Origin of the sequence: Pseudomonas sp. TWI628, assembly GCF_039673865.1 — a bacterium.
In the GTDB taxonomy this organism is placed as follows: Bacteria; Pseudomonadota; Gammaproteobacteria; order Pseudomonadales; family Pseudomonadaceae; genus Aquipseudomonas.
Window position 1 is genome coordinate 19230 of the sequence record NZ_JBDJMM010000038.1, and the last position, 22727, is coordinate 41956.

The 22727-nt window shown below is 59.1% G+C and carries 36 protein-coding genes; 29 read left to right on the plus strand and 7 right to left on the minus strand.

Annotated features, from left to right (window positions below):
• Positions 1–74: 74 nt before the first annotated feature.
• Positions 75–482: a hypothetical protein gene (locus ABE528_RS24365; protein ID WP_346654269.1), complete on the plus strand. Its 408-nt coding sequence runs from the start codon at positions 75–77 to the stop codon at positions 480–482.
• Between the two features lie 50 nt (positions 483–532).
• Here ABE528_RS24365 and ABE528_RS24370 read toward each other — a convergent pair whose 3' ends face one another.
• The gene (locus ABE528_RS24370) at positions 533–952 is read right to left on the minus strand and encodes a hypothetical protein (protein WP_346654270.1); all 420 of its coding nucleotides are present in this window, start codon (positions 950–952) and stop codon (positions 533–535) included.
• A gap of 196 nt (positions 953–1148) precedes the next feature.
• On the opposite strand from ABE528_RS24370, the gene ABE528_RS24375 reads away from it, so the two are divergent.
• Positions 1149–1904, plus strand: coding sequence for a hypothetical protein (locus ABE528_RS24375; protein ID WP_346654271.1), 756 nt, complete (start codon positions 1149–1151; stop codon positions 1902–1904).
• Between the two features lie 51 nt (positions 1905–1955).
• Here the strand turns inward: ABE528_RS24375 and ABE528_RS24380 are convergent, their stop codons facing one another.
• The 6 genes from ABE528_RS24380 to ABE528_RS24405 all read right to left on the minus strand — a co-directional run bounded on the left by ABE528_RS24380 (position 1956) and on the right by ABE528_RS24405 (position 4885).
• Complete coding sequence (locus ABE528_RS24380; RefSeq protein WP_346654272.1) at positions 1956–2414, minus strand: hypothetical protein; 459 nt, start codon at positions 2412–2414, stop codon at positions 1956–1958.
• Positions 2411–2680, minus strand: a complete 270-nt coding sequence (locus ABE528_RS24385) for a hypothetical protein (protein WP_346654273.1) — start codon at positions 2678–2680, stop codon at positions 2411–2413. Before ABE528_RS24385 ends, ABE528_RS24380 begins: the two co-directional genes overlap by 4 nt.
• Before the next feature lie 19 nt (positions 2681–2699).
• Complete coding sequence (locus ABE528_RS24390) at positions 2700–3083, minus strand: helix-turn-helix transcriptional regulator (protein ID WP_346654274.1); 384 nt, start codon at positions 3081–3083, stop codon at positions 2700–2702.
• 151 nt (positions 3084–3234) lie between these two features.
• On the minus strand, positions 3235–3540 hold the full coding sequence (locus tag ABE528_RS24395; protein ID WP_346654275.1) for a hypothetical protein: 306 nt from the start codon (positions 3538–3540) through the stop codon (positions 3235–3237).
• Positions 3541–3821: 281 nt separating this feature from the next.
• A complete protein-coding gene (locus ABE528_RS24400) occupies positions 3822–4070 on the minus strand; it encodes a DUF1654 domain-containing protein (RefSeq protein WP_346654276.1) in 249 nt (82 codons plus the stop codon).
• A gap of 167 nt (positions 4071–4237) precedes the next feature.
• Complete coding sequence (locus tag ABE528_RS24405) at positions 4238–4885, minus strand: S24 family peptidase (protein WP_346654277.1); 648 nt, start codon at positions 4883–4885, stop codon at positions 4238–4240.
• A 109-nt stretch (positions 4886–4994) separates the two neighbouring features.
• Here ABE528_RS24405 and ABE528_RS24410 point away from each other — a divergent pair, with 109 nt between their 5' ends.
• From ABE528_RS24410 to ABE528_RS24540, 27 genes are all read left to right on the plus strand, one after another.
• On the plus strand, positions 4995–5243 hold the full coding sequence (locus ABE528_RS24410) for a Cro/CI family transcriptional regulator (protein ID WP_346654278.1): 249 nt from the start codon (positions 4995–4997) through the stop codon (positions 5241–5243).
• 70 nt (positions 5244–5313) lie between these two features.
• Positions 5314–6162: a replication protein gene (locus ABE528_RS24415; protein ID WP_346654279.1), complete on the plus strand. Its 849-nt coding sequence runs from the start codon at positions 5314–5316 to the stop codon at positions 6160–6162.
• Positions 6152–6964 carry an ATP-binding protein gene (locus tag ABE528_RS24420; RefSeq protein WP_346654280.1) on the plus strand — a complete coding sequence of 271 codons (813 nt, stop codon included), beginning with the start codon at positions 6152–6154 and terminating at the stop codon, positions 6962–6964. Before ABE528_RS24415 ends, ABE528_RS24420 begins: the two co-directional genes overlap by 11 nt.
• A gap of 2 nt (positions 6965–6966) precedes the next feature.
• Positions 6967–7263, plus strand: coding sequence for a DUF1364 domain-containing protein (locus ABE528_RS24425; protein ID WP_346654281.1), 297 nt, complete (start codon positions 6967–6969; stop codon positions 7261–7263).
• Complete coding sequence (locus tag ABE528_RS24430) at positions 7260–7688, plus strand: VRR-NUC domain-containing protein (RefSeq protein ID WP_346654282.1); 429 nt, start codon at positions 7260–7262, stop codon at positions 7686–7688. Before ABE528_RS24425 ends, ABE528_RS24430 begins: the two co-directional genes overlap by 4 nt.
• On the plus strand, positions 7685–8983 hold the full coding sequence (locus ABE528_RS24435) for a site-specific integrase (protein ID WP_346654283.1): 1299 nt from the start codon (positions 7685–7687) through the stop codon (positions 8981–8983). The genes ABE528_RS24430 and ABE528_RS24435 overlap by 4 nt, the downstream gene beginning before the upstream one ends.
• A complete protein-coding gene (locus ABE528_RS24440; RefSeq protein ID WP_346654284.1) occupies positions 8980–9300 on the plus strand; it encodes a hypothetical protein in 321 nt (106 codons plus the stop codon). Before ABE528_RS24435 ends, ABE528_RS24440 begins: the two co-directional genes overlap by 4 nt.
• An 11-nt stretch (positions 9301–9311) precedes the next feature.
• Positions 9312–10001 carry a hypothetical protein gene (locus ABE528_RS24445; protein ID WP_346654285.1) on the plus strand — a complete coding sequence of 230 codons (690 nt, stop codon included), beginning with the start codon at positions 9312–9314 and terminating at the stop codon, positions 9999–10001.
• Between the two features lie 88 nt (positions 10002–10089).
• Positions 10090–11688, plus strand: a complete 1599-nt coding sequence (locus tag ABE528_RS24450; RefSeq protein ID WP_346654286.1) for a hypothetical protein — start codon at positions 10090–10092, stop codon at positions 11686–11688.
• 142 nt (positions 11689–11830) lie between these two features.
• The gene (locus tag ABE528_RS24455; RefSeq protein WP_346654287.1) at positions 11831–12202 is read left to right on the plus strand and encodes a chemotaxis protein; all 372 of its coding nucleotides are present in this window, start codon (positions 11831–11833) and stop codon (positions 12200–12202) included.
• Positions 12202–12519, plus strand: coding sequence for a hypothetical protein (locus tag ABE528_RS24460; RefSeq protein ID WP_346654288.1), 318 nt, complete (start codon positions 12202–12204; stop codon positions 12517–12519). The genes ABE528_RS24455 and ABE528_RS24460 overlap by 1 nt, the downstream gene beginning before the upstream one ends.
• Positions 12519–12857 (plus strand): HNH endonuclease signature motif containing protein, encoded by a 339-nt coding sequence (locus tag ABE528_RS24465; RefSeq protein ID WP_346654289.1) that lies wholly within the window; start codon positions 12519–12521, stop codon positions 12855–12857. Before ABE528_RS24460 ends, ABE528_RS24465 begins: the two co-directional genes overlap by 1 nt.
• A 154-nt stretch (positions 12858–13011) precedes the next feature.
• Complete coding sequence (locus ABE528_RS24470) at positions 13012–13512, plus strand: terminase small subunit (protein ID WP_232893603.1); 501 nt, start codon at positions 13012–13014, stop codon at positions 13510–13512.
• A 3-nt stretch (positions 13513–13515) separates the two neighbouring features.
• Positions 13516–15195, plus strand: a complete 1680-nt coding sequence (locus ABE528_RS24475) for a terminase large subunit (protein ID WP_301661796.1) — start codon at positions 13516–13518, stop codon at positions 15193–15195.
• Positions 15192–15353, plus strand: a complete 162-nt coding sequence (locus tag ABE528_RS24480) for a hypothetical protein (RefSeq protein WP_346654290.1) — start codon at positions 15192–15194, stop codon at positions 15351–15353. The genes ABE528_RS24475 and ABE528_RS24480 overlap by 4 nt, the downstream gene beginning before the upstream one ends.
• Positions 15346–16644, plus strand: a complete 1299-nt coding sequence (locus ABE528_RS24485; RefSeq protein ID WP_346654291.1) for a phage portal protein — start codon at positions 15346–15348, stop codon at positions 16642–16644. The genes ABE528_RS24480 and ABE528_RS24485 overlap by 8 nt, the downstream gene beginning before the upstream one ends.
• 16 nt (positions 16645–16660) lie before the next feature.
• On the plus strand, positions 16661–17518 hold the full coding sequence (locus ABE528_RS24490; RefSeq protein ID WP_346654292.1) for a head maturation protease, ClpP-related: 858 nt from the start codon (positions 16661–16663) through the stop codon (positions 17516–17518).
• A 2-nt stretch (positions 17519–17520) separates the two neighbouring features.
• Positions 17521–18705, plus strand: a complete 1185-nt coding sequence (locus ABE528_RS24495) for a phage major capsid protein (protein ID WP_346654293.1) — start codon at positions 17521–17523, stop codon at positions 18703–18705.
• Between the two features lie 48 nt (positions 18706–18753).
• Positions 18754–19287 carry a hypothetical protein gene (locus tag ABE528_RS24500; protein WP_346654294.1) on the plus strand — a complete coding sequence of 178 codons (534 nt, stop codon included), beginning with the start codon at positions 18754–18756 and terminating at the stop codon, positions 19285–19287.
• A 4-nt stretch (positions 19288–19291) separates the two neighbouring features.
• Positions 19292–19633, plus strand: coding sequence for a head-tail connector protein (locus ABE528_RS24505; RefSeq protein WP_346654295.1), 342 nt, complete (start codon positions 19292–19294; stop codon positions 19631–19633).
• A complete protein-coding gene (locus ABE528_RS24510; RefSeq protein WP_346654296.1) occupies positions 19630–19959 on the plus strand; it encodes a head-tail adaptor protein in 330 nt (109 codons plus the stop codon). The genes ABE528_RS24505 and ABE528_RS24510 overlap by 4 nt, the downstream gene beginning before the upstream one ends.
• An 8-nt stretch (positions 19960–19967) precedes the next feature.
• Positions 19968–20147 (plus strand): hypothetical protein, encoded by a 180-nt coding sequence (locus ABE528_RS24515; protein WP_346654297.1) that lies wholly within the window; start codon positions 19968–19970, stop codon positions 20145–20147.
• 3 nt (positions 20148–20150) lie between these two features.
• Positions 20151–20651 carry an HK97 gp10 family phage protein gene (locus tag ABE528_RS24520; protein WP_212632571.1) on the plus strand — a complete coding sequence of 167 codons (501 nt, stop codon included), beginning with the start codon at positions 20151–20153 and terminating at the stop codon, positions 20649–20651.
• Entirely contained in the window at positions 20644–21030 is a 387-nt protein-coding gene (locus ABE528_RS24525; protein WP_346654298.1) for a DUF3168 domain-containing protein, read from the plus strand. The genes ABE528_RS24520 and ABE528_RS24525 overlap by 8 nt, the downstream gene beginning before the upstream one ends.
• Before the next feature lie 55 nt (positions 21031–21085).
• Positions 21086–21586 (plus strand): hypothetical protein, encoded by a 501-nt coding sequence (locus ABE528_RS24530; RefSeq protein WP_346654299.1) that lies wholly within the window; start codon positions 21086–21088, stop codon positions 21584–21586.
• A 40-nt stretch (positions 21587–21626) separates the two neighbouring features.
• Positions 21627–21956: a hypothetical protein gene (locus ABE528_RS24535; RefSeq protein ID WP_346654300.1), complete on the plus strand. Its 330-nt coding sequence runs from the start codon at positions 21627–21629 to the stop codon at positions 21954–21956.
• A 290-nt stretch (positions 21957–22246) separates the two neighbouring features.
• Positions 22247–22714 carry a hypothetical protein gene (locus tag ABE528_RS24540; RefSeq protein WP_346654301.1) on the plus strand — a complete coding sequence of 156 codons (468 nt, stop codon included), beginning with the start codon at positions 22247–22249 and terminating at the stop codon, positions 22712–22714.
• The last annotated feature ends 13 nt before the right edge of the window (positions 22715–22727 follow it).

Sequence of the window (22727 nt, forward strand, 5' to 3'; positions counted from 1 at the left end):
CCGCTTACCAAACAAGGAGAGTGGTAATGCGGTTGCGAGATCGAGGAAGATCGCCAAGATCAGGATCTGCCGCGATGAAGATCCGAACGGCCTCATTCATAGGGCTTGCGATTTGGATAGCGTTTCTTGGGCTGGGAAAGCCATCTGCGTCGTTGATCAGCTATTCCGTGCCGTTTGGAATTGCTCTGATCGCCACAGGCCCCCTCGAACTGATCCCAGATCGTTTGCACAGGCTTAATTTCTTCGTCAATGCCCTGGCGACTGGATTCTTCATCGTCAGTATCATGTTTGCGATAGTGGCAATCTCTTTCGCCCTGTCATTGAGCAAAAGCGAGCGTTCGATTTTCTGCCTTGCTGGATGGGCAATGCTGTTGATTGTTTACCATTTCGCAATCCCTTGGCTGAAGCGGTCGCCTTTTCACCGACTCAGCGAGGATAGAGGGATGTACAGCCCTCCAACGGATAACGATAAACGGAACTGAGATAGGCCAATGTCGGAGCAGATCAGTCGCTGGCGGGCAGCGCCGGAGGTTCAGGCGGCTTTCGCGTCTTCGAATTTGATGATGAGCCGGGTGGTTTCGGGCTGCCCCTCTACCTTCACTTCGAAGCAGCCCGGGGTGTAGTCGCTGATGCCAGTGATCAAGCCCTGCTTGATGTTGTCACCGATGGCGAACGGCGGTTGAGGGTTGTGCTCTTCGAACCAGGTCTTCACTGCATCGCGCTCTGCCTCGTCCACCAGGTGACCAAGTTCATCTAGGGTATCGATGTCGTCGCGTTGCATATCCCAGCCGGCCCACTTCGCCAGCTCTATGCAGAGATCGAAGCCATCCATGTGGCGGCTGTAGTGCTGCGCCAGGGTCTCGGCGTCGGCCTCAAGCTTCTCGGCGATGGGCTTGCAGCATTCGAGGATCATTTCCTTGGTGGCAGTTGGGCGCGGTGGAATGTGGTTCATGGCTTTCTCCATGCGTGCGCCACCCTACGAGATAGCGCCATTGGTCGAAGTGAGTTATTGCTATCCCTAACCGAGCGAGGTGCTTTAATCTGCAGACTAATCTCAAAGGTCGCCTAGCGCTGAGAGTCGCAGGTCTCCCAAGAAATCAGTATGAGTTGTCAAGTGTTCGGCGAGTATTGTTAGAAAGATATCAATAATGCTGAGGTTGATTGTGACTAATTACAAAGACTCCACCGAAGTTCTTGATGAGGCAGAGCGCCTTACCCGGGAAATAGAATCTCATTACCACGCTGCTCGATTTGCTGAAGGGGAATTAAGTGTAAAGAGGGTTCAAGTAAAGGCCGCAATAGAGTGCATTAGGAGCGCCCTGGAGTATACGGCTCAAGACATTTGGCGGTCTTATACAAAAAAACAGAATAGCGTGTACTTTCCCTATGGGGAGGACTTGTCTTCCTTCCAGAAAGGCGTGAAAAAGAATCTCCCAGATGTTGATGTTCAAGCCCCAGAGTTATATCGATTGATTGAATCCCTTCAGCCTCATGCATGTGGTGATAACTGGGTTTATCAGCTTTGCAAAGCTTCGAACTATAATAAGCACAATGGATTGAGTGAGCAGGTTCGAAAAAATTCTCAGTCCAATAGGTTGGAGATAGGAAACGTTTTCTCGTTTGTTGACTGCGAAGGAATAACTCTCAAGAATTGCTCTATTGATGGCGTGCCAATAGGAAAGTCCGCCGTCGTTAAAATTTCTAACTCGGATACCATGGAGGATTTGATGAAGCAAATAACTCCAGGTATCACATTGGCCAGGGAGTTCCAGTGGGTTGAGTTTCACCTTGAGGCGTGCGACAGAGATCTTCTGGAACTTCTCAAGCGTGGCCAAGAATCGGCACGCTTATTTGTTGAGAAAGTAAATTCTGCGTTAAGTGGGCAAGGGAATGAAAAGGTTTGATAGTTGGCTCATTTGAGGGGGCGATATGAAGAAGCCGCGCGGTGATGCGTTTCATGCTGCTTTCTGCTGATTCCATGCGCCGACGGCAATAAAGATCTTGGCGGCCTCTGCTTCATCGAGTGTTGTGTCAGTAGGGATGGCGATCCAGCCGGCCGCCACCAGGTGATTAGGATTGGCCGTGGCGCGTAGGCCTAAGTAGGCCGCCTCGATTACGTCGGTCAGGTGCTCGGCGCGGTAGTTACCTTGCGGCGCAACCTCTATCGACTTGTTGTACCGCTCGCCGAACTCAGTCCTGCACAGCACGCTGAGGTAGATGGTCCAGCGGTACGGGATGTCGCAGACGGCGTCGACGACCTGGCGCACGCGGATCTGCTTGAGGTTCTTCCAGTTGATCAGCACCTGCTGGCCGCTGGGGTCGATGTTCACCACCGCTGCGTGGTTGGCCGAGACCAAGGCCCGGCACGTCCGCTCCAGGCGTGCCCGTATATTGTGGGGCTTGCGCTTGCTCATTGCCGCGTGCCTGTCTTGCTTGCCGCCCCGGCCTCGCAGGCATCAACAAAGCGCATCGCGGCTTTGTAGCTGTAGGCGAAGCCTTGCACGGCGCCGGTGGCAATCTCTACCACATCCCACATGCCTCCCTTGCCCGAAGCTTGGTAGCGCGGGGCCGGCTGGCCGATCTTGTCGTGCGCCTCGGTCCTGGCTGACTTGCTGCGCTCGAGCAGGGCCGCGAGCACGGCAATTTTCTGCTCGAAAGCAGGGTGCATTGCTGTCTGCATGGGGTGATCCTCGGGTGGGTCAGGCGTGGTATTCGAAGGCCTCGGCCTTGCGAACGATTCGAACTTGGGCGGTGCGGCGCTCCGGGGAGCGGCGGTCGCGGCGCATGGGGTCGCTGTCGTCAATCACCGCATGCATTGCGATGAGGCCAGCGAGGGCGATGCAGAGCGGGCTGATGATCTGTTGGCGCATGGCCTTGGTGACGGCCTCGATGCGGCGCCCGGCTTCGAGCTTGAAAAGCGCGGCCTCGATGCGATTGGCCACCGTGCCCGGGCTGACCGCCATCTGGCGGGCGATCTCTTTGGTGGTGAGGCCTTGGGCCACCCACAGCAATGCTTCGAGCTCGCGGGGAGCCAGCGCCTTGCCGAGCTGGCCAATCCATGAGCCGCAAGTGATCGTTTCCATGAAGTGTCCTCGGTGGGCTGCATTGGTCGTGACGCTCGCTGCCGCGAACCTCCCGGACCAGGGGAGGGCGAACGCCACGACCGATGCAGCCTGGTGATGGGGAACCAGGTAGATCGGGCAGTTAACGACAGGCTGTCGTGGCGCTGGTTGTTCAGGCGGCGCGATCAAGCGCTTGCTGCGCCAACAGCTCAGTTACAGCCTCGGCCGGAGTGCAGCCGTCGGCGTGGAAATCACCCAGGTCGCTTTCCTCCTGCGAGCCTAGGGCAACTTGATGGCCCAGCAGCTTGGATGCCTTGTCGATCCCGCGGTAGTAGGCGCGTTCTTGAGCGTCTGCGCGGCATTCATCAGCCGCCATGGTTGCCATGTTGAACATTGCGGTGCCCTCCGGGCGGTTGATTTCCCGTCTGGCCCTGTCGCCAAGGCCAGCCAGTGAAATCGAAGTGATCCAGGCGCCCATCGTTCTCTGGGCTACGCGCTTCCCCGCATTGGCATGCGCGCCACTTGGTTACCTGAACCCAGCTCACTGCATGAGGCAGCTGCTGCCCTCATGTGCCGCTGAGGGTGACGGGTGTCGAGTTGTGTAAAGAGCGGTGGCTGCCGTAGCTGCCCGCCGGTGTTGCTCGGCGCTGGGTGAATTTAAGCAATCTGAAATTCATAGGTCAAGCATGCTGAATAAATATTTTCAGTAATCTGAAATTCGTGGGCGAAAAAAAGCCCGCGAAGGGCGGGCCAAGGGATTCAAATCTCGCTGTAGTCTCGCCATCCAATGCGGACCACTCCCGACGTTAGGCGATCGATTCGGATGCCCGTCGTCTCTTCCAGATCGCTAAGAATCCTTGCCCAGTCCGCTGCTGACTCACCTGGTGCTGGCTTGAGCTCCACGAACTGGCGCTTCTGCACGTGAGGTGACGCAACGGCCTGCTGGATTCGATATCCAAGGCGCTCGTATGAACGAGATGGGGAATGTGAGAGCGCGAGCGGCAACATCTTTGTAGCTCCTTGTGCTGTATATGCGTACAGTTATCGTGAGGCGGTCGATTTTTCAAGACCTTCGGTGCTTTGTTCGCCGCGACGTGTAAACAATTGGCGCATATCGGATTTCCTGCAGGCATAAAAAAACCCGGCTTCTGGCCGGGTTTCCGCTGATCTGAGGGTTAAAGCTTCATCATTGCTCGAACAACCACGCCAACGATGCGACAACCTTCCGCACACATCTCAGTGGGATATGCGGGATTGAGGGGTTTCAGGAATCGGCGTCCGCCATCCTCAACCAGCTTTTTGAACGTGGCTTCATTGCTATCAGCGAGCTTGGCTACGACCAGCTTCCCAGGGATGGCATCTGCTTCAGTGTCAACAAGGATCATCATTCCTTCGGTGATGCTGGTTCCCACCGGCGAAGTCATGGAATCACCCTTGACCTCCAGCCAGAATGCGACGCCCTTTGAATCGTAGTCGGAGACTTCGTAGCGATCCGAGAACCCCGGGGGAAAGGGTTCAACAGCTTCCGCCCATGCTCCTGCAGCCACCCAGCTGATCACGGGGTAACGGTACGACATCTTGGGCTGCGGTATGGCCTCGACGTTGCTTTCCTCGACCTCAGGCCCCTCACCAATGGCAAGCCATTCCGCGCGGAACCCAGTAGCTTTGGCTAGGGCATAGAGGTTCTCAGGCCTCAGGCTTTTGCTTTCGCCTGAAATCCATTGGGTGACTGCTGAGTTCGCGACTCCGCAAGCGGCCGCAATCTCGCCTTTTTTCATGCCGCTGACCGCAATGGCCTTGGCTATTCGCTCGTGTCTTTCCATGCGCTGAGTTTAAGTTAACTGAATTTAAGTATGCAGCTTGCTGAATGGTGTCGTTGACTATGCGTCTTCAGCATGCTGAAATTCACGAACGCACCATCGAGGAAGCGCAATGAAGACGCGTGACGCCGCTAACCACTTCGGCAGCAAGAAGAAGCTCGCCGACGCGCTCGGTATTCAGCCGAGCGCAGTAACCATGTGGGGAGAGGTCGTGCCGATCTCTCGCCAGTACCAGCTGCAAATTCTCTCAGGCGGAGTACTCATGGCTGAAACAAAGTCATCTGCCGAGGAGTGCGACAAGTCTGACAAGGCTGGCGTTGCGCCAGTAGATGACCGAAACACCTGCGAATCCATCCAGTAGCGGAATTGCAGACGAAAAAAAAACCGCCTGGCAGGGCGGCTTTCTCTACAGCTTTAGATCGAGATGAAGCATGACAAACATAGTCCCACTTGACAAGTCCAGGGGGTTCACCCGGATGGCCAACCAGCTCATGGATGGCCTGCTGGCTATCGATCTCCCAGCCCGGGAGATGAAGATTGTGCTGTACGTGGCCAAGGCCACAATCAACTTCGGGGCAGGTGCTCAACGCATCCCGGCTACCGACATCGCGAAAGCCATTCACGCTCACCCTGACACAGTGTCCAAGGCTGTATCCAGCCTGCTGCGTCGCCGCGTTCTGTTCCGCGAGGGTGGTGCTCGGGGTGACATCGGTGTGAATGACCCGAAGGACTGGATCTACGTCGATCCGAAACAGACCAAAACAGCCGACTCGGCCGAGGTGGTCCGAATCGGATCAGAGTCGAAACAGACCAAAACCGCCGACTCCCTTCTTTATTCTAAGAATCTAACCCCCTATGTATTTCTTCCTTCGGAAGAAAATACATGCCCCCCCAGCGATGAGCAGCCGGCTCCGGCCAAAGCTGACCGCAAAGCACCGTTCGGGAAGGCCGCCATGTTGGCTAACAACCCTCACGGCCTGGATGAATCGCTGATCGCTGACTACCTGACGGTTCGCAAAGCCGCCAAGGCTCCAGTGACCGCCCGGATTTGGGCAGGCCTGAACGTCAAGCTCGAGCAGTGCAAGGCCTTCGGCATCCAGCCAGCTCAAGCCCTGGAAGTCGCCGTCGAGAACGGCTGGCGCGGCTTCGAAGTGGAGTGGGTCACCAAGCGCATCGGCACCCAGATGCCTGCCAACCCCAACAGCCGTCACCACGGCTTCAACGAGCGCAACTATACCGCCGGTTTGGCCGAGCGTGAGGACGGCACCTATGCGATCTGAATCGGTGATTACCATGTCCGAGGTGCGAGGCGCCGCTGGATTTCGCGTACAGCCAGCGCACTGCGAGCATCACGGCGACTTCGAGCAGCGGGTGACCATGCTGATGGGGCGCGAGATTGTTGGCCGCTGCCCTGAGTGCGAAAAGGTCGCCATTGCCGAGCGCCAGGCCAAGCAGCAGGCCGAGGAAACCCGCCTGAAGCGCGAGGCCATGACCCGCAAGCTGGGTTCAGCGCTGATCCCGAAGCGATTCGCCGAGCGCACCCTGGCCAACTACCGCGTGGAGCACGAAGGCCAGCGCAAGGCCTTGGCCTACTGCACGCGCTACGTGGCCGCGTTCGAGGAGATCGAGCGTACCGGGCGTTGCCTGATGCTGCTGGGCAATGTCGGTACTGGCAAGACCCACCTGGGGGCCGGTATGGCCAACGAGCTGATGCGCAACACGTCGGCGACGGCCGTGTATCGCACGGTGGGCGCGATCCTGCAGTCCATCCGCGCCACTTACGACCGCCACAGCGAACAGTCCGAGGCCGACATCCTGTCCAGCCTTATCGAGCCGTCGCTGCTGGTGTTGGACGAGGTCGGCGCGAGTAAGGAACAGCCGAGTGAATTCGAGCTGACCATCCTGTTTTCGATCATCAACGGGCGCTATGAGCAGATGCGCCCAACGGTGGTGATTTCCAACCTCGACCGGGACCAGCTGCGCCATGCCATGGGCGAGCGCTGCTACGACCGCCTTCGCGAGGGCGGCGGGGTGATTGTGCCCTTCGAGTGGGAATCGCACCGCGGCGAAAAGGAGTCCTGAACGTGCGTCAAACCAAACTGACCAAGGCCGCGCGCGGCCGGGAGTGCCAGGTGCGCATCCCGGGGGTGTGCAACGGCAATCCCGAGACTACCGTCCTTGCGCATTACCGCCTCGCGGGCACCTGCGGCGTGGGCAAGAAGCCGCACGACCTGCAGGGCGCCTGGTCCTGCAGCGCCTGCCACGATGCCTGTGATGGGCGCAGCCAAGCCGTGGATCGAAACACCGCACGCCGGTACCACGCCGAGGGCGTCATGCGCACCCAGGCGCTGCTGCTGAACGAGGGGGTGCTGTTCGCATGAATGCTCCCGCCCTTCGTCCTTTCAAGGCCAAGCCGGCTCGCGCCAAGCCCGTCGACCGGGAAGGGCAGGAGCAGGCCGCGCTGATGAAAGAATTGCAGCTGCGCTACCCGCAGGCCTACAAACTGATCTACCACGTCCCGAACGGCGGGCACCGGATCAAGGCCGTGGCTGCCAAGCTTAAAGGGCAGGGCGTCAAGGCCGGTGTGCCCGACCTGGTGCTGCCGATGGCGCGCGGCGGGTACTTCGGGTTGTACATCGAGTTCAAGGCCAAGCCGCCGTTCGATGCGCCGGTTTCGGCCAGCCAGGATGCCTTTCTGCAGCTGCTGACGAATGAGAACTACCTGGCCATCGTCTGCCGGGGCAACATCGACGCGGTCGAGGCCATCCGCTCGTACCTGCTGCTGCCTGCCACGGTGGCTGCATGAGCGCGACCCGGGAAGTGAAGCTGAGCGAGGCCGAAGTGCGCCGGCAGGCCGCCGACAAGTCAGTGCGCGACCTGCGCGACCCGCGTCACCCGGGCCTGTACCTGCGCTTCTGGAGCAACCGCGAGCGCGGAACTTGGCACCTGGTGCGCGGCAAGAAGTGGGTGCCGGTCGCCCGCTGGCCTGACCTGACCGTGGCGGCGGTGATTGCCGAACTGCCCGCGCTGCGTCAACGCCTTCTGCGTGACCCGGCCACGGCGCCCGTGGCGTCGGGCATGGCCACCGTGGGCCAACTGCTGGACTGGTACGGCGACCGGATGGCGCGTGACCGCTCGCTCTCGACGAAGCGCAAGGCCGGCGCCCGATCCGCCATTGCCCAGCACCTGAAGCCGCGCCTGGATGACCTAGCCGTGGCCGGTGTGAATGCCGATGCGCTGGATAAGCTCCTGATGTGGCCGTGCCAGGCCGAGGTTTCGCTGTCCTACCTGCGGCAGATGTTCGCGCTGCTGCTGACCGCCTTCCGCCAGGCGCTGCAGCTGGGCCTGATCGACCGCAACCCAATGGCCGGGATGCGCTTCAACGACTTCACCAAGGCGAAGATCCTGCCCAAGGCCGCCCGCCTGCGTGATGTGCAGCTGCCGGAGCTGATGCAGCAGCTGGCCAAGGCCTTCGACGAGGAGCCCGGCGACGCCATGCTGGCCCTGATGATGCTGGCCCACGGCACCCGGATTGGTGAAACGCGTATGGCGCGCTGGAGCGAGATCTCCCTGGCCGCTGCCGAGTGGTTCATTCCAGCGGCCAACACGAAGACCCGCACCGAGCACCGTCTGCCGCTGACCGCCCAGGTGTCGGCGCTGCTGAGCCGGTACCGGGCGATTCAGCAGACCCGGGGCTACGAGGGCGTGTATCTGTTCCCGAACCGGCGCGGGCTGCCGCTGAGCGAAACCCAGGCGAGCATGGTGTTCACCCGGCTGGGGCAGGGCGAGTGGACCAGCCACGACCTGCGCAAGGTGTCCCGTACCACCTGGACTGACCTCGGCATCGACGGCCACATCGGCGAAATGCTGCTGAACCACACGCTCGGCAAGATCGCCAGCACCTACATCCACACCCAGGCCATGCAGCAGCGCCGGGCAGCCCTGGAGAAGTGGCACGCCTGGTTGGACGGCATCGGCTTTGGTGCCATTCACGGCCTTACCAAGGCCTTATCCGAAATTTCACAGAATTCGGGCGAGCCAGCGGAACACAAGGCTTCCAGCCACCTTGCCGAATTTGTAATTAGCGAGGATTCAAAGTGACAAGGAAGAGCCATGGCCCTGCCTTCAAGAAGGCTGCGATCAAGTTGGCTCCGTGCCCTTTGTGCCGTGGGAGAGCAGTCACACAGGGTGTGTTTCACGAACTGCCATGCGGCCACTGCCATGCCTCGGGCTTTGTGGCGGCAGCAACCGGCGAGGCTCTGGCCCTGGATGAACTGGTGACCCAGCTCAGCATGAGGCTGCGGGCAGCGCTCCGGCATATCGAGCAGTTGAAGAACCCTCAGGCATCCGGGCCTGAGGCGACATATCAGGGAAGCAACCAGCGCGGCGCTGGAGGCTCCAACTACACCGGGGATTAGGGGGAAGGACCATGGTTTACAGAAGCGTTTCGGGTGCAGTAGTTGCCGCTCTGGCGGCGGGCGAGAAGGGATCGGCGAAGGCCCAGGCCTGGCAGAAGCTGTACAAATCGGCAGAGGAGGAGGGCGGCTGCTTGGCCTCATTGGGAGGCCGATCGGGCGGCATTGACCGCACCCAGGTGGATTACTGGCTGTCGGCGCGCCTGCACCACATGCTCACGGGAAGGCACTGGGATGCACTGGTCGCCAAGTACAGCACCAACAAGGCGAAGAAGGTTCAGGCGATCACCCTGATTCGGCCACTCATCGCGAGCCCTGCACCGACACTGTTCATCTACAAGGCCGTGACCGCGTGGGCCATCCCACAGCTCAAGGGCGCACGCCGGAAGGCGCCGCAATCTGTGTCGGTAGATATCTCCCTGGATGCGTCGGCGTGGCGCCGCGAAGCAACAGTCAATGCTGCGGTCGCCGCAGGGCATGCCGCGAAGAAACGCATTGAGGCGCTCGAAGAGGATGTGATCATCCTGCCGGACAGCTTCTACGACATGAACACCTGGGATCTCGATGCTACGCCGGAGTCGACCCGCCGGCGCTGGAGGGGCGATATCTACGAGAAGCTAAACGGACTGGTTGCGGACGCCTTGGCGGACGTAGAGCAAATCCTCCTTAGGGAGGGCTTGCTACTAGCAAGCTATGCTTCCTAGCCGTCAGCAGAAAGATAGATGAGCGTGCCGTAGCCGTAGCCGTGCGACGTGGCATAATGCCATCTCACTTTTTCAAAGGAATTGAGAGATGCTGGTGTATGCGAATAAGTTTGATTTCGAGCCTGAGTATGGTGTCGAGGAGGTCATAAAGATTATTGCCGCTTGGGCCGGTCGGACTGCTAAAACGTTCGTTGATCCTGTAAAGCTGAATGGAGGTATACGTAACTTTTCGGTCAATGGATATTCAATTTCCTCGTGGACTAATTGCGCGGTGATCGATGAGCTTAACGTACCGTACTTGTTCAATTTTCGTTTGGTACATCAGGATAGCAAATTAAAAGGTCGTCAGTGGATTACCGAGGTTGGGGTGAGGCAGCGGCCCGGTAGCGAAATAGTTGAGTGCTCCGTTCTATTAAAAACTGATGAGGTTAGCGCAAAAGTTGTATCGCAGATTAAGGTGACGAGGCCTGGTCTTGTGAATTCGCTGGTTGAGAAGTGTAGGCCGGTATCAGGGACTCCGGGCCTTTATCCTAAAAGTCTCACAATTGATAACGCATCCGCTTATTTGGCCGATGTGAATCACGAGTCCCGGGTGAGTCCGCTTGTTGTTGTTAGTGCTAGGGATGGTGAATACCCGGTGAGCCCTGAGGTCATCAGGCGTCAAGTTTTGGGGTTGGCTAATGTGGTTTGTATACCAGCTGATGAGGATACATTCCAGCTGGAAGAGATTGTTGGACGTAGATATATGTCTTTCTCTGGTGGAGTAAGAGTGATATTTCCCGGTCGAGACTCCAGTTCCGGAAGGTACGTAGAAACCGTACTTTTGCGATCAGAAGACTATGCAGAATTTGGACGAGATGAACCGACACTTGCGTCTGAGGTGTTGGCTGTTATCACTCATCGGAGCAATATATCGCTTCAGCGCGCCCACATTTCAAGCGAAGCGGTAAGGCTTGAAGTATTGAGAAGTAAGCTTGGGAATGCTGCAGCCCAGGCGAGATCAGAAGATAGTTCTGAAGAAATGAAGGTGTATGCGCAGTTGCTAGAAGCAGCTGATGAAGATTTAGCGTGCAAAGATTCAGAGGTTGCGGCTCTAACTATTAGGTTGGAAAGCTATGAGGCAGATCTGAGGCGTGCCCAGTCAACTATAGAAAGTTTAAAGCATCGCATTGAAGGCAGGCTCGCGGCAGAGGATGATGATAGTGAGCTTTCTAAGGTTTTTCTTACAATTCGCGAAGCTTATATAAACATAAAAAATGGTTCCGCGATGTTGTTCGAGGTTCTGAGTGTAATTGGTGCGCTATACTCGGATCGAATCGTGGTTTTGGAGTCGGCTTACTCATCTGCGCAAGAATCCGATAAGGCTGGTTTCAAGCATAGTTCTAAGGCTTATGAGCTTTTAGAGATCCTCGCTAACGCCTATTGGCACTTAATGGCAGAAGGTTACGGCGACCAGCAGGCGAAAAATGTATTCGGCAACTCGTTCACAGCCAATGAGGCATCTTTGTCGAAAGATGGGCGTAAAAGGCGCACATTTGATTACAGAGGTCAAAAAATATTCATGGATCGCCACTTAAAGTATGGTGTAAAAGACAGTGCGGCGGAAACACTTCGAGTGCATTTTGATTGGTCAGCTTCGGAGAAGAAACTCGTTATCGGTCATTGCGGGAAGCATTTGGATTTCTGAGTGATCCGATACTCTCAAAAATAGCTTGACAACCATGAGCGCATGAGCGATTTTGTGTTCATCCTGTCATTCCTGCGCGTGTTAAGGACTGATTTTCTGAGCCCAGCCCCCAAGCTGGGCTTTGTCGTTTATGGAGAACTGGATGGACCCGACCGACCTCGGCCCAGGCACAGCCACCTGGCTGGGCGGCACGGGCACAGTATTGCTAGGGGGCTTCTTATGGTTGCGGAAGTTCCTATCGAAAGATGCCGCAGACCGAGCTATGGACAACGCCGATATAGGCACAGTCCGCCGTTTGAACGAACTGCTCGACTCCGAACGGGAGGCCCGCAAGCTGGCCGAGGCCCGTGCTGATCAGTTCGCCAAGGAGCGTAACGAACTCGCAGCAGCAGTAGGGCGGATGGAGGGAAAGATCGAAGCCCTCACCAGCCAGGTTGGCCAGCTCACCGAGAAGGTGACCACCCAGAGCGCCGAGATCTCCCGGCTTCGCTCCCAGCTTGGAGGCATAGCCTGATGGATAAATGCGCAATTGAATTCATTGCTCGTCGCTGGTGGCGTCGCGCTGAGGTCTGGGTTATCGCCATGCTGCTTATTGCAGGCGGTGCGGTGCTGGGTTGGCAGTCGGCATACTGGGCGATGGCCAGCACTCAGGCCCACCAGGTGGATGACATCCGCCAGGCCTACGATGCCGCCATGGCCGAGCGTGACAAGCGCTTGGACGAACTGACCAGCAAGACCGAGAGCGCCGCGACCAAGGCTTCGAAGGCTGCAACCACTGCAACCCAGGCTGCAGACAAGGCCGACGAGGCGCTCAACCGGGTGACGCAGTGATGGCTCGGCTCAAAACGTTGGGCTCAAGGATCAAGGAGTGCGCAGGGTCACGGGTCAAAGTGGTTACGCCCGGCAGCTGGCGGAGCGGCATGACCAGCTCGCAACGCGGTTACAACTACCGATGGCAGAGGGCCCGCGAGCAGTACCTGAGGGACCATCCACTGTGCGTCTTCTGCGCAAAAACCGGCAGGACCACTGCCGCGAACGTGGTTGACCACATCGTCGCGCACCGCGGCGACAAGGACCTGTTCTGGAATCAGGACAACTGGCAGTCGCTGTGCAAGCTCTGCCACGACTCGGTCAAGCAGGCTGAGGAGGCTGCAGGGCTGGGCGGGTGAGTCCCGCGAGCTGGCGAAACCCAGTCAGATGGCTTCAAAGCACGCCAATGACGTGCTGCGAGGGTGGGGGAGGTCAAAATGTAGCGATTCTCACCTCGCTAGACCGCCTCCGACCCCACGTAGACATTTTTCTCCCCCCTAAAGGTTTTTGTTAATGGTGTTAACAGACAAACAGCGACAGTTTGTTGACGCTAAGGCCCGGGGTGCGTCAAACAAAGAAGCGGCGGAAGCCGCGGGCAGCAAGCCCTCGACGGCTGCTGCAGCCGGTTCTCGCTGGTCCAAAGATCCGAAGATCGCATCTGCAATTCTGGCTCGCCGGGCAGAGCTCAGTGTTAACCCTGAGCCGAAAAAACGCAGAGGCAAACCGAAGGATGATGAGCCCGCCGATGAATCCGTCGAGGTCAACGAGGCTGACGGCGAATTCCTGAGTTGCCTGCCGTCCACTGATGATCCGTTGGTATGGTTGCTCGCGCTGATGAATGAGCCCAGGGCGAAAGTCTTCGATCGGCGCAACGCTGCGCAGACGGCTGTTCCCTACATCCACGGGAAGAAGGCCGAGGCAGGCAAGAAAGAGCAGAAGGCGGAAGCCGCGAAAGAGGCCGGCAAGGGCAAGTACTCCCAGAGCAAGCCGCCCCTCACTGTCGTCAAGGGGTGACGCATGCTTTGGACTACGGCCTGCCCAGACTGGTGGCGGCGGCTGGCTGCCAGCGAATCCATCATCCCGGAGCCGCTCTTTCCACAGGAGGCCGAAGAAAGCCTTGAGGTGTTCAAGGGGCTTCGCATCGTCGATGCACCAGGCAGCCCCACTATCGAGAGCGCATGTGCCCCCTGGGTGCTTGCTTTCGCCGGGGCAGTGTTCGGCAGCTACAACAGCGAGACCGGTGAGCGTCTCATTCGGGAATTCATGCTCTGCATCCCGAAGAAGAACAGCAAGTCGACCATTGCTGCTGCGATCATGTTGACTGCGCTGGTCCGCAACTGGCGTAAGTCGGCAGAGTTCATCATCCTCGCGCCGACCAAAGAGATTGCCGACAACGCCTTCGTCCCGGCCAAGGACATGGTCAACAACGACGAAGAGCTAAAGGACCTGCTGCACGTGCAGCCACACCTTCGGCTGATCACTCATCGTGAGACGGGCGCCACGCTCAAGGTCGTCGCCGCTGATAGCGACGTGGTGGGCGGCAAGAAGGCCGTTGGCGTGCTGATCGACGAGGCCTGGCTGTTCGGCAAGAACCCGAAAGCCGCTGACATGATTCGGGAGGCCACCGGTGGCCTGCTGTCCCGACCTGAAGGCTTCGTCATCTGGTTGACCACGCAATCGAATGAGCCACCGGCCGGGGTGTTCCGGTCGAAACTGAATTATGCTCGCGGCGTGCGTGATGGCCGCATCAACGACAATCGCTTCCTGCCGATCATCTACGAATTCTCGAAAGAGATGATCGACAGTGGCGCCGCGCGCAAGCCCGAGAACTTCCACCTGGTGAACCCGAACATGGGGTTCTCGGTAGATCGCCCCACGCTTGAGCGTTTGTTCATGCAGGCTGAGATCGACGGCGAAGCGGAGCTGCGTGGTTTCCTGGCCAAGCACCTCAACATCGAGATCGGCCTGGCCCTGATGTCGGACGCCTGGGTAGGCGCAGAGTTCTGGGAGCCACAGGCGGTCACCTGGCTCAACCTGGAGCAGATCCTTGAGCGGTGCGAGGTCATTGATGTGGGCGGTGACGGCGGCGGCCTGGACGACTTGCTCGGGCTTGCCGTCATAGGCCGAGAGACAGGTACGCGACGGTGGTTCCACTGGGCGCATGCCTGGGCCCACCCCTCGGTGCTTGAGCGGCGCAAGTCCGAAGCACCCAGGCTCAAGGATCTCGAAGCGATTGGCGATTTGACCATCGTCAAGCGGATAGGCGACGACGTCGAGGAATTCGCAGCCATCGTCAAGCGCATCAACGAGACGGGGCTGCTGGACAAGGTCGGCCTCGACCCCGCGGGAATCGGTTCTGTTCTCGACGCCCTGGCTGATGCCGGTGTCGAGGAAGACAAGATTGTTGGCATTTCCCAGGGCTGGAAGCTCACCGGCGCGATTAAGACGACCGAGCGCAAGCTTGCCGAGGGCACGCTGCTGCACTGCGGCCAGCCGCTCATGGCCTGGTCCTGCGGCAACGCCAAAGGGGTGCCTTCGGCCAACGCCTTCTTGATTACCAAGCAAGCCTCGGGCACGGCAAAGATCGACCCGCTGATGGCTACATTCAACGCCGTTTCTCTGATCAGCCTCAATCCTGAGGGGCGCGGAGGAATGGACAATTTCATGGCTGGCATTCGGGACCCACTGATCGCATGAACGCACTTCATATCTTCATCGCTTGCGCTCTGGTGGCTTTCTGCCTGGCATGTGCCGGGGTATGGGTTCTGGCCGGCACTGGCTGGGCCCTGCTGGCGGGGTCGGTGAGCTTCTTCTGCATCGCCGGCTTCCTTCGCCGAGGGCTGACCAGTGATTAAAACCCTATCCCAGGCATTGGGTGCTGCAGCCACCAAGCCTTCAGCCAGTGTTGGTGAATGGCTGGGCAGGACCATCAAGCTGTCGGATGGCGGATTCTGGAGCGCATTCTCGGGCGCTCAGTCCAGCAGCGGCAAGTCTGTCAGCGTGGACAAGGCGATGCGCCTTTCTACCGTGTGGGCCTGCGTCCGCATCATTTCCACCTCGGTGGCGGGGTTGCCGTTGAGCATCTACAAGAGAATGCCAGATGGTAGCCGCGAGAGTGCTCGGGACTTTCCGCTCTACGACGTTGTGCACACCAGTCCCAACGAGGACATGGCCGCTTTCCACTTTTGGCAAGCAGTCGTTGCCTCGATGCTGCTGTGGGGGAATGCTTACTGCGAGATCCACCGTTCCGCAGGACGCGTCATCGCGCTGGACTTCCTGATGCCGTCCCGGGTTGACCTGGAGTTCGATGATGACGGTCGGCTTAGGTACTTCTTCAGGCCGCGAAAGGGCGCGCGTCGAGAGATCGTACGGCAGAACATGCTGCACATCCCGGCCTTCACCCTGGATGGTCGGGTCGGCCTTTCCGCCATTCGGTATGGCGCGGATGTATTCGGTTCGGCGATGTCAGCTGACGATGCCGCCAATAGCACCTTCCGCAACGGCATGATGCCTACCGTCGCGTTTTCGGTGGACAAGACGCTTAACCCTGCGCAGCGCGTTGAATTCCGCGAGTACGTCAAGACGATCTCTGGGGCCTTGAACGCTGGCAAGAGCCCAGTGCTTGAGCAAGGCGTGAAGCCGGAAATGATCGGCATCAATCCTGCTGACGCTCAGCTGCTGGAGTCGAGAGGGCACAGCATCGAAGAGATCTGCCGCTGGTTCGGTGTGCCGCCCTGGATGGTGATGAAGACGGACAAGGGAAGTAACTGGGGCACAGGCCTGGAGCAGCAGCAGATCGCGTTTCTCACCTACTGCATCATGTCCTTCACGGCGCCGATCGAGCAGTGCGTGAACAAGTGGTGCATGACGGCGGTGGACCGCATCAATTTCTATTCGGAGTTCTCCCTCGAGGCGTTCTTGAGGGCTGACAGCTCCGGACGCGCCGCGTACCTCAGCACTATGGCCCAAAACGGCTTTATCACTCGGAACGAAGGTCGTCGCAAAGACAACATGCCGCACATGCCTGGCGGTGATGTCCTGACGGTTCAGTCAAACCTGGTGCCGCTGGACCAGTTGGGCAAGCAAGATGATGGTCAGGCCGCAAGGGCCGCATTGATGAACTGGCTGAAACAGCCGGAAAAGTAAATCTCGGGAGCAATCCATGAAGTACAAAATCCAGTCTCGCGGCCTTCGCAGCGAGATGAGCCCGCGCGCGCTCGATAAATGGAACCCCGCGATCCAGGCGGCCGTTGAGAACACCTCGGACACCATCACCGTGTACGGCGTGATCGGCGAGGACTGGTATGGCGAGGGTGTCACGCTGAAACGAATTGACGCTGCGTTGCGGGCAATCGGCGAACGTGATGTGACCGTCTACATCAACTCGCCAGGTGGCGACATGTTCGAAGGCATTGCCATTTACAACCGCCTGCAAGAACACAGCCATCAGGTTACCACCAAGGTCCTCGGCATGGCGGCCAGCGCTGCTTCGATTGTCTTCCTGGCAGGCAAGAAGCGAGAGGTGGCCAGCAGCGCCTTCCTCATGATCCACAACTGCTGGACCTGGCTCGCCGGCAATCGCAATTACCTGCGCGACATCGCCGACGACATGGAGGAGTTCGATGCTGCGATGGCCGACCTCTACGCCGAGACCAGCGGGCAGTCGCCCGAAGATATGGCCGAACTCATGGACGATGAAACCTACCTCCGCGGCAAGCGCGCCGTGGAGCTCGGCCTCGCCACCGGACTGTTGTCGGCTACCGAGGTCACCGAGCGCGAAACGGAAGAAGCCACTCAGGCCAATGCGCTCAAGGCCATGGATGTAGCCCTGGCTAAAGCAGGAATGACTCGCTCCGAGCGCCGCGAACTGTTCGCCAATTTTAAGTCCGGCATGCCTCGCGCTGCCGGCGGGGGCACGCATAACGCTGCCCCGACCGATAAGCCCCGCGCTGTCGCGCCAGACCTCTCCGCCTCTCTCAGCGCGGCAACCAATCTCCTCAATTCTCTGAAAGGAAAGTGACCATGGACTTTGAAGCCCAAGTCAAGGAACTCAACGCCAGCCTCAAGGGCATTGGCGACCAGATCAAAAGCCAGGCCGAGGCGGTCGAGAAACAGATCAAGGCCTCCGGCGAAATGAACGCCGACACTCGCGCCAAGGTCGACGAGCTGCTGACCAAGCAGGGCGAACTCAACGCCCGCCTGGGCGAGACCGAGCAGAAGCTTGTGAATGCCAACCGTGACCGCTCTCATCAGGATGAGCCGCAGAAGTCGGTCGGCGCATTGGTGGTCGGCAGCGAAGAAATGCAGGACATGAGCTCTTCCTTCCGCGGCTCGCGTCGTGTTTCCGTGCCGCGCGCCGCCATCACCACTGCTACCGGCGGTGACCTGGTTTCTGCCCAGCGCTTGGCCGGCGTCGTCGCACCGCCACAGCGCCGACTGACGATTCGCGATCTGGTGGCGCCGGGTGAGACGGAGTCGAACTCCATCGAGTACATCCGTGAGACTGGCTACACCAACAACGCGCGTACGGTCGCGGAGGGTACCGCCAAGCCGTATTCCGACATCACCTTCGCCCTGGCAACCGCGAACGTCCGCACCATTGCTCACCTGTTCAAGGCGAGCCGCCAGATGCTCGATGATGCCAAGGCGCTGCAGAGCTACATCGACGCTCGCGCTCGTTACGGCCTGAACATGGCGGAAGAAGCCCAGCTGCTCTACGGCAGCGGTACTGGCGCCAACCTGCAGGGCCTTATGACTGTTGCTCAGCTTTATGCCCAGCCCACTGGCGTGACGGTGGTCGGCGAGCAGCGGATTGACCGCCTGCGCATGGCTCTGCTGCAAGCCGAACTGGCCGAGTTTCCATCCGACGGCATCGTGCTCAACCCGATCGACTGGGCAGCCATCGAGCTGACCAAAGACGGGGAAGGCCGTTACATCATCGGTCAGCCTCAGGAAGGCACCAACGCCAAACTCTGGAATCGTCCGGTGGTCTCCACCCAAGCCATGACCCAGGACGATTTCCTTGTCGGTGCGTTCAAGCTCGGCGCTCAGATCTTCGATCGTATGGAAATCGAAGTGCTGATCTCCACCGAGAACGACAAGGACTTCGAGAACAACATGGCAACGATCCGTGCGGAAGAGCGCTTGGCCTTTGCCATCTACCGCGACGAAGCCTTCGTCACCGGCCAGTTGATCGGCACCCCGTAACTTCTTCTGACCGGGGCGTCAGCAATGGCGCCCTTCTGGAGTATCCCTATGGCACGTAAACAGGAAAAACCAGAGTCCACGGTTGAACCGAAGGGCCCTGTTTCGAGCACCGAAATCAGCGGCAGCCAGCTCGAGGATCGGGCTTTGACCCTTCCTCCTAGCGGTACAGCCTCGCCGAATCTTGACGAACCGGTCGCCTCCGCAACCGTTCCAGGCTCGACGGAGAGCGCAGAGCTAGCACTACCGGAAGCGCCTGTGGGCACGGGTACCGGATCGGGCTTCTCTGCAGGCGACCTGGGCACCAATACCGAAGCCCTCGCTAAGGGAGCGGTTTGGTCGGAAGGCGCAGGTCAGAATGCACCAGAGCTGCCCGGCAACACCGACGAAACAGTGCAGTCGGTCGGAGAGGACCCGGGTGCGGCTAACCCCAACCCGGCAACTCTTCAAATCTATCCGATGCGGTCCTACATGGATGAAGGCGAGCTGCGCCGTCGCGGTGGTCCGGCCTATTCGGTGCCTCGTCGTCACGCTGAAGAGCTGGTTGAGCGAAAGCTGGCATCTCTTGAGCCACTGAGGGAGTGAGCGTATGCCGGTCATCAGCTTGGACATTGCCCGTCATCACCTTCGGGACCCCGACGATAATGACGAATACCTGGAGCTCCTGATCGAGGCGGCAGAAGGGCAGGCGATGGACTATCTGAACCGTCGCTTCTACGCAGATCAGCAGGCGTTGGACGAAGCAGTCGCTGCCGACGATGCCGGCGAGTCCCCCATGGTCTGCAATAAGCAGATCAAGGCTGCCTGCTTGCTGATCCTCGGGCACCTATACGCTAACCGGGAAGACGTCGTGATCGGGACCATTGCCACTGAGTTGCCGAAAGGCTCGGTAGCGCTCCTGACACCACATCGAATTGGGTGGGGCATATGAGATCCGGCCCGCTGCGTCATCGACTCCAAGTGACCATCCGGCACGAGGAGCGCACTAAATCCGGGGGCGCCACCGTGACGTGGCTTCCAGCTGAACGCCCTGAAATGTGGGGCGAGATCCGGACCCCCAGCGGCCGGGTAGCACCGGTCGCTGAGAAGCTGGAGGCCGTCGTAACTACCGAAATTATCTCTAGGCCGCGCACCGATATCGTGGCGGGTCGCTGTCGGCTCACTCGACGAGGGGTCACATACGAGGTCCAGGCTGTGCTCCCTGACAACGAAAACACGCTGATGAGGCTTCTCTGCTCATCGGTGGCAAACCCATGAGGTGAACCATGAAAATTCAAGCATTGGGGCCGCTTACCGGCGCCTCTGGTGAGCGCGAGAAGGGCGAGGTCTTCGTCGTCGACAAGGCATATGGCGAAGGGTTGATCGCCCGGGGCTATGCCGTGGAAATCAAAGAAGAGGCCTCCACCGCTGATAAGCCAGTGAAGGGCGCCCAGGCCAAGGAGTGAGCCATGGCACGCCGGTCCAGCATTCGTGGCGATATCCGGCTACGCCGGACGCTGCGGAACATTCACAAGACGATGGACAACGAGCTTCAGCCCGCGATGCTGGAGGCGGCGAACCGGATTCTGGAGACGCAGCGGCAGTTGATGCCCAAGGACACCGGGGCGGCGGCCGCAGCCTTGACGGTGTACGTTTCGCCGAGCGGCTTGGACGCGCAGATCGGCATCCGTGGCAAGCGCGCCAACCGGAAGTTCTACTACCTGCGCTTCATCGAGTACGGGACCAAGGGCTACCTCGGCGGGAAGCGCGCCGGCAACCGAAATCGCAAGGCCACCAACAAAAGCGACGGCACGCACTTCTTCGGCAAGTACCCGGACATCCCGGCCAGGCCAGCCCACCCGTGGCTCCGCCCGTCGATGCAGGTCAACAGGGAGTACGTGATGGCGGACATCGAAGCGGCCGTGCGCCGCACGTTGCGCAAGGCAAGTCTGGGGGTGGGTAATGGCTGACCCATCACTGGCTCTGCAGGAGGCTATCTTCGCCAGGCTTCAAGCTGAGGTCAGCTGCCCGATCTACGATGGCGCACCGCTGAACGCTGACATGCCGTACGTCTCCATCGACCGTGAGGTCTCGGTCAACAACAGCCCGATCTCGGGTCGCAAGCGCGAAACGCGCCTGCTGTACCTGTCGGTCTGGTCCGATGCCGTGGGGCAGGCCGAGGTCAAGCGCATCAACGGCGAAGTCATCGCCGCCCTGGATGAGCGCCGGCTGCCGCTAGAGGTGGGGCGCGCGGTTTCCGTCCGGGTCGAGCAGTCCGACGCCCAGCGCGACGCCGATGGCATCACTTACCAGGGCTCGATCACCGTTCGTGTGATAACCACCCACTGAATCATCCACCTGCCGCGCTGCGGCTTTTATCCAATGAGCCTTTGGAGGAACCCCCATGGCCGACGACAACCTCAACACAGCCGCCGGCTGCCGATTCTTCATTGGCGGCAAGACCGGCGCCGACACCGAAACCGAATACAAGGCCGACACCTACGTTGAAGTGGGCGAGATCGAAGACCTGGGCGAGTTCGGCGACACCTTCAGCAGCGTGACCTTCGTGTCGCTCAAGGACGGGCGCGTGCGCAAGTACAAGGGCACTGCTGACGCCGGCGACCTGACCCTCACTGTGGGCTTGGATAATGGTGATGCCGGCCAGACTGCCGTCAAGACCGCGCACAAGGACCGCAGCAAAGGTGACTACAACATCAAGATCACCCTCAACGACGGCGATCCAGATGCTAGCCCGGTGGTAAATCCATCCACGTTCTACTTCCGTGGCAAGGTGATGAACAACACCGTCGCACCAGGTGCTGCTGACAACGTCGTGCGGCGCAACGTCACCATCGGCATCAACTCGGACATCCTCGAGCTGCTGCCGGCTCCCGTCACCCCGTAACCCAGCCGGGGCTCCTGCCCCGGCCTCACAGGATTGAACGATGAACAACACTCTGCACGGCACCGTGACCGTCAAACTTGGCGACGAGCAATTCACCCTGAAGCCTACCCTGAAGGCTGTTCGTACCATCGAGAGCCGGTTTGGCGGTCTGCGCGGCGCATCAGGAGCCCTGCATGCAGTCGGTGTAGATTCGGTGGCCTTCATCATCGCCGCTGGCGCTGGCTTAGAGGGGAAGGCTGCCGAAGCTCTGCCCGAGAAGGTATGGCAGGAAGGCGTGGCCGGGTTGACCCCGGTAGTCACCAAGTACCTGGGCGATTTATACAATCCGCGAGGCGGTGACCAGGGAAACGACCAAGCCGGGACGGCGTAAGCGCTGTCGAGGATGGCAGCTACGTTGACCGGCTGTATGCGATCGCCACGGGCTGGCTTGGATGGGCGCCTGATGTGGCCTGGTCTACGCCGCTCCCTGAGCTGTTCATGGCCATGGATGCCAGGATCGAGTGGGCGCAGATGACCAACCCGTTCGGTAGCGGGAAGAAGCAGGGAGCGAAGGAGAAGCCGAGCGCGTCTGGTGTGGCTGACAAGCTGAGGATGGCGCTAACTGGGAGAAAGGGCTGACCTGCGTGTAGAATTTCGTGTTCCACAACATGGAAGTTGAACATGACCTTTCTGATGATCCTATTCACAGTTGCTGTTGTTTTTGTGGTCTACGTGACCTGCTCTGTGATGGCAGCAACCTCGAAGAGTGCTGAGGGTAAAATTCGATCTACGCTCGCTGTTGCGGCAGTGGTGCTTGTTGGAAGCTGGGGTTGGTTCTACTCATGGAAGAACAGCCCTCAGCGCGATATCGAGGCCCAAGCAAGGGACTGCGGCGATACGACGATGGCCTTTGTGATGTCTCAGAACTTCGTCAAACAACGGCTGAAGTCTCCAAAGTCTGCAGAGTTTCCATATGTCAGTGATCGCGGGGTTAATGTGTTCGCTGATGGGGTTTGCGGTTTCCAGGTCTCAGCTTATGTAGATTCGCAGAACGGATTCGGTGCAATGATTCGCAGCGTTTATCAGGCAAAGATTTCCTACGATAGGAAGACGAAGCTTTGGAGCGTTGGTGAATTAACCATCCAGTAAGAAATATTCTTCA

Bases quoted from the DNA above. Each gene is read 5' to 3' on its own strand.
- ABE528_RS24520 (WP_212632571.1), top strand. From the start codon at position 20,151: ATGGCACGCCGGTCCAGCATTCGTGGCGATATCCGGCTACGCCGGACG.
- ABE528_RS24495 (WP_346654293.1), top strand. From the start codon at position 17,521: ATGGACTTTGAAGCCCAAGTCAAGGAACTCAACGCCAGCCTCAAGGGC.
- ABE528_RS24505 (WP_346654295.1), top strand. From the start codon at position 19,292: ATGCCGGTCATCAGCTTGGACATTGCCCGTCATCACCTTCGGGACCCC.
- ABE528_RS24515 (WP_346654297.1), top strand. From the start codon at position 19,968: ATGAAAATTCAAGCATTGGGGCCGCTTACCGGCGCCTCTGGTGAGCGC.
- ABE528_RS24375 (WP_346654271.1), top strand. From the start codon at position 1,149: ATGCTGAGGTTGATTGTGACTAATTACAAAGACTCCACCGAAGTTCTT.
- ABE528_RS24370 (WP_346654270.1), bottom strand. From the start codon at position 952: ATGAACCACATTCCACCGCGCCCAACTGCCACCAAGGAAATGATCCTC.
- ABE528_RS24400 (WP_346654276.1), bottom strand. From the start codon at position 4,070: ATGTTGCCGCTCGCGCTCTCACATTCCCCATCTCGTTCATACGAGCGC.
- ABE528_RS24380 (WP_346654272.1), bottom strand. From the start codon at position 2,414: ATGAGCAAGCGCAAGCCCCACAATATACGGGCACGCCTGGAGCGGACG.
- ABE528_RS24540 (WP_346654301.1), top strand. From the start codon at position 22,247: ATGACCTTTCTGATGATCCTATTCACAGTTGCTGTTGTTTTTGTGGTC.
- ABE528_RS24405 (WP_346654277.1), bottom strand. From the start codon at position 4,885: ATGGAAAGACACGAGCGAATAGCCAAGGCCATTGCGGTCAGCGGCATG.
- ABE528_RS24535 (WP_346654300.1), top strand. From the start codon at position 21,627: ATGAACAACACTCTGCACGGCACCGTGACCGTCAAACTTGGCGACGAG.
- ABE528_RS24480 (WP_346654290.1), top strand. From the start codon at position 15,192: ATGAACGCACTTCATATCTTCATCGCTTGCGCTCTGGTGGCTTTCTGC.
- ABE528_RS24385 (WP_346654273.1), bottom strand. From the start codon at position 2,680: ATGCAGACAGCAATGCACCCTGCTTTCGAGCAGAAAATTGCCGTGCTC.
- ABE528_RS24470 (WP_232893603.1), top strand. From the start codon at position 13,012: ATGGTGTTAACAGACAAACAGCGACAGTTTGTTGACGCTAAGGCCCGG.
- ABE528_RS24415 (WP_346654279.1), top strand. From the start codon at position 5,314: ATGACAAACATAGTCCCACTTGACAAGTCCAGGGGGTTCACCCGGATG.
- ABE528_RS24445 (WP_346654285.1), top strand. From the start codon at position 9,312: ATGGTTTACAGAAGCGTTTCGGGTGCAGTAGTTGCCGCTCTGGCGGCG.
- ABE528_RS24395 (WP_346654275.1), bottom strand. From the start codon at position 3,540: ATGGGCGCCTGGATCACTTCGATTTCACTGGCTGGCCTTGGCGACAGG.
- ABE528_RS24475 (WP_301661796.1), top strand. From the start codon at position 13,516: ATGCTTTGGACTACGGCCTGCCCAGACTGGTGGCGGCGGCTGGCTGCC.
- ABE528_RS24420 (WP_346654280.1), top strand. From the start codon at position 6,152: ATGCGATCTGAATCGGTGATTACCATGTCCGAGGTGCGAGGCGCCGCT.
- ABE528_RS24525 (WP_346654298.1), top strand. From the start codon at position 20,644: ATGGCTGACCCATCACTGGCTCTGCAGGAGGCTATCTTCGCCAGGCTT.
- ABE528_RS24410 (WP_346654278.1), top strand. From the start codon at position 4,995: ATGAAGACGCGTGACGCCGCTAACCACTTCGGCAGCAAGAAGAAGCTC.
- ABE528_RS24460 (WP_346654288.1), top strand. From the start codon at position 12,202: ATGGATAAATGCGCAATTGAATTCATTGCTCGTCGCTGGTGGCGTCGC.
- ABE528_RS24390 (WP_346654274.1), bottom strand. From the start codon at position 3,083: ATGGAAACGATCACTTGCGGCTCATGGATTGGCCAGCTCGGCAAGGCG.
- ABE528_RS24510 (WP_346654296.1), top strand. From the start codon at position 19,630: ATGAGATCCGGCCCGCTGCGTCATCGACTCCAAGTGACCATCCGGCAC.
- ABE528_RS24435 (WP_346654283.1), top strand. From the start codon at position 7,685: ATGAGCGCGACCCGGGAAGTGAAGCTGAGCGAGGCCGAAGTGCGCCGG.
- ABE528_RS24530 (WP_346654299.1), top strand. From the start codon at position 21,086: ATGGCCGACGACAACCTCAACACAGCCGCCGGCTGCCGATTCTTCATT.
- ABE528_RS24430 (WP_346654282.1), top strand. From the start codon at position 7,260: ATGAATGCTCCCGCCCTTCGTCCTTTCAAGGCCAAGCCGGCTCGCGCC.
- ABE528_RS24465 (WP_346654289.1), top strand. From the start codon at position 12,519: ATGGCTCGGCTCAAAACGTTGGGCTCAAGGATCAAGGAGTGCGCAGGG.
- ABE528_RS24450 (WP_346654286.1), top strand. From the start codon at position 10,090: ATGCTGGTGTATGCGAATAAGTTTGATTTCGAGCCTGAGTATGGTGTC.
- ABE528_RS24500 (WP_346654294.1), top strand. From the start codon at position 18,754: ATGGCACGTAAACAGGAAAAACCAGAGTCCACGGTTGAACCGAAGGGC.
- ABE528_RS24455 (WP_346654287.1), top strand. From the start codon at position 11,831: ATGGACCCGACCGACCTCGGCCCAGGCACAGCCACCTGGCTGGGCGGC.
- ABE528_RS24365 (WP_346654269.1), top strand. From the start codon at position 75: ATGAAGATCCGAACGGCCTCATTCATAGGGCTTGCGATTTGGATAGCG.
- ABE528_RS24490 (WP_346654292.1), top strand. From the start codon at position 16,661: ATGAAGTACAAAATCCAGTCTCGCGGCCTTCGCAGCGAGATGAGCCCG.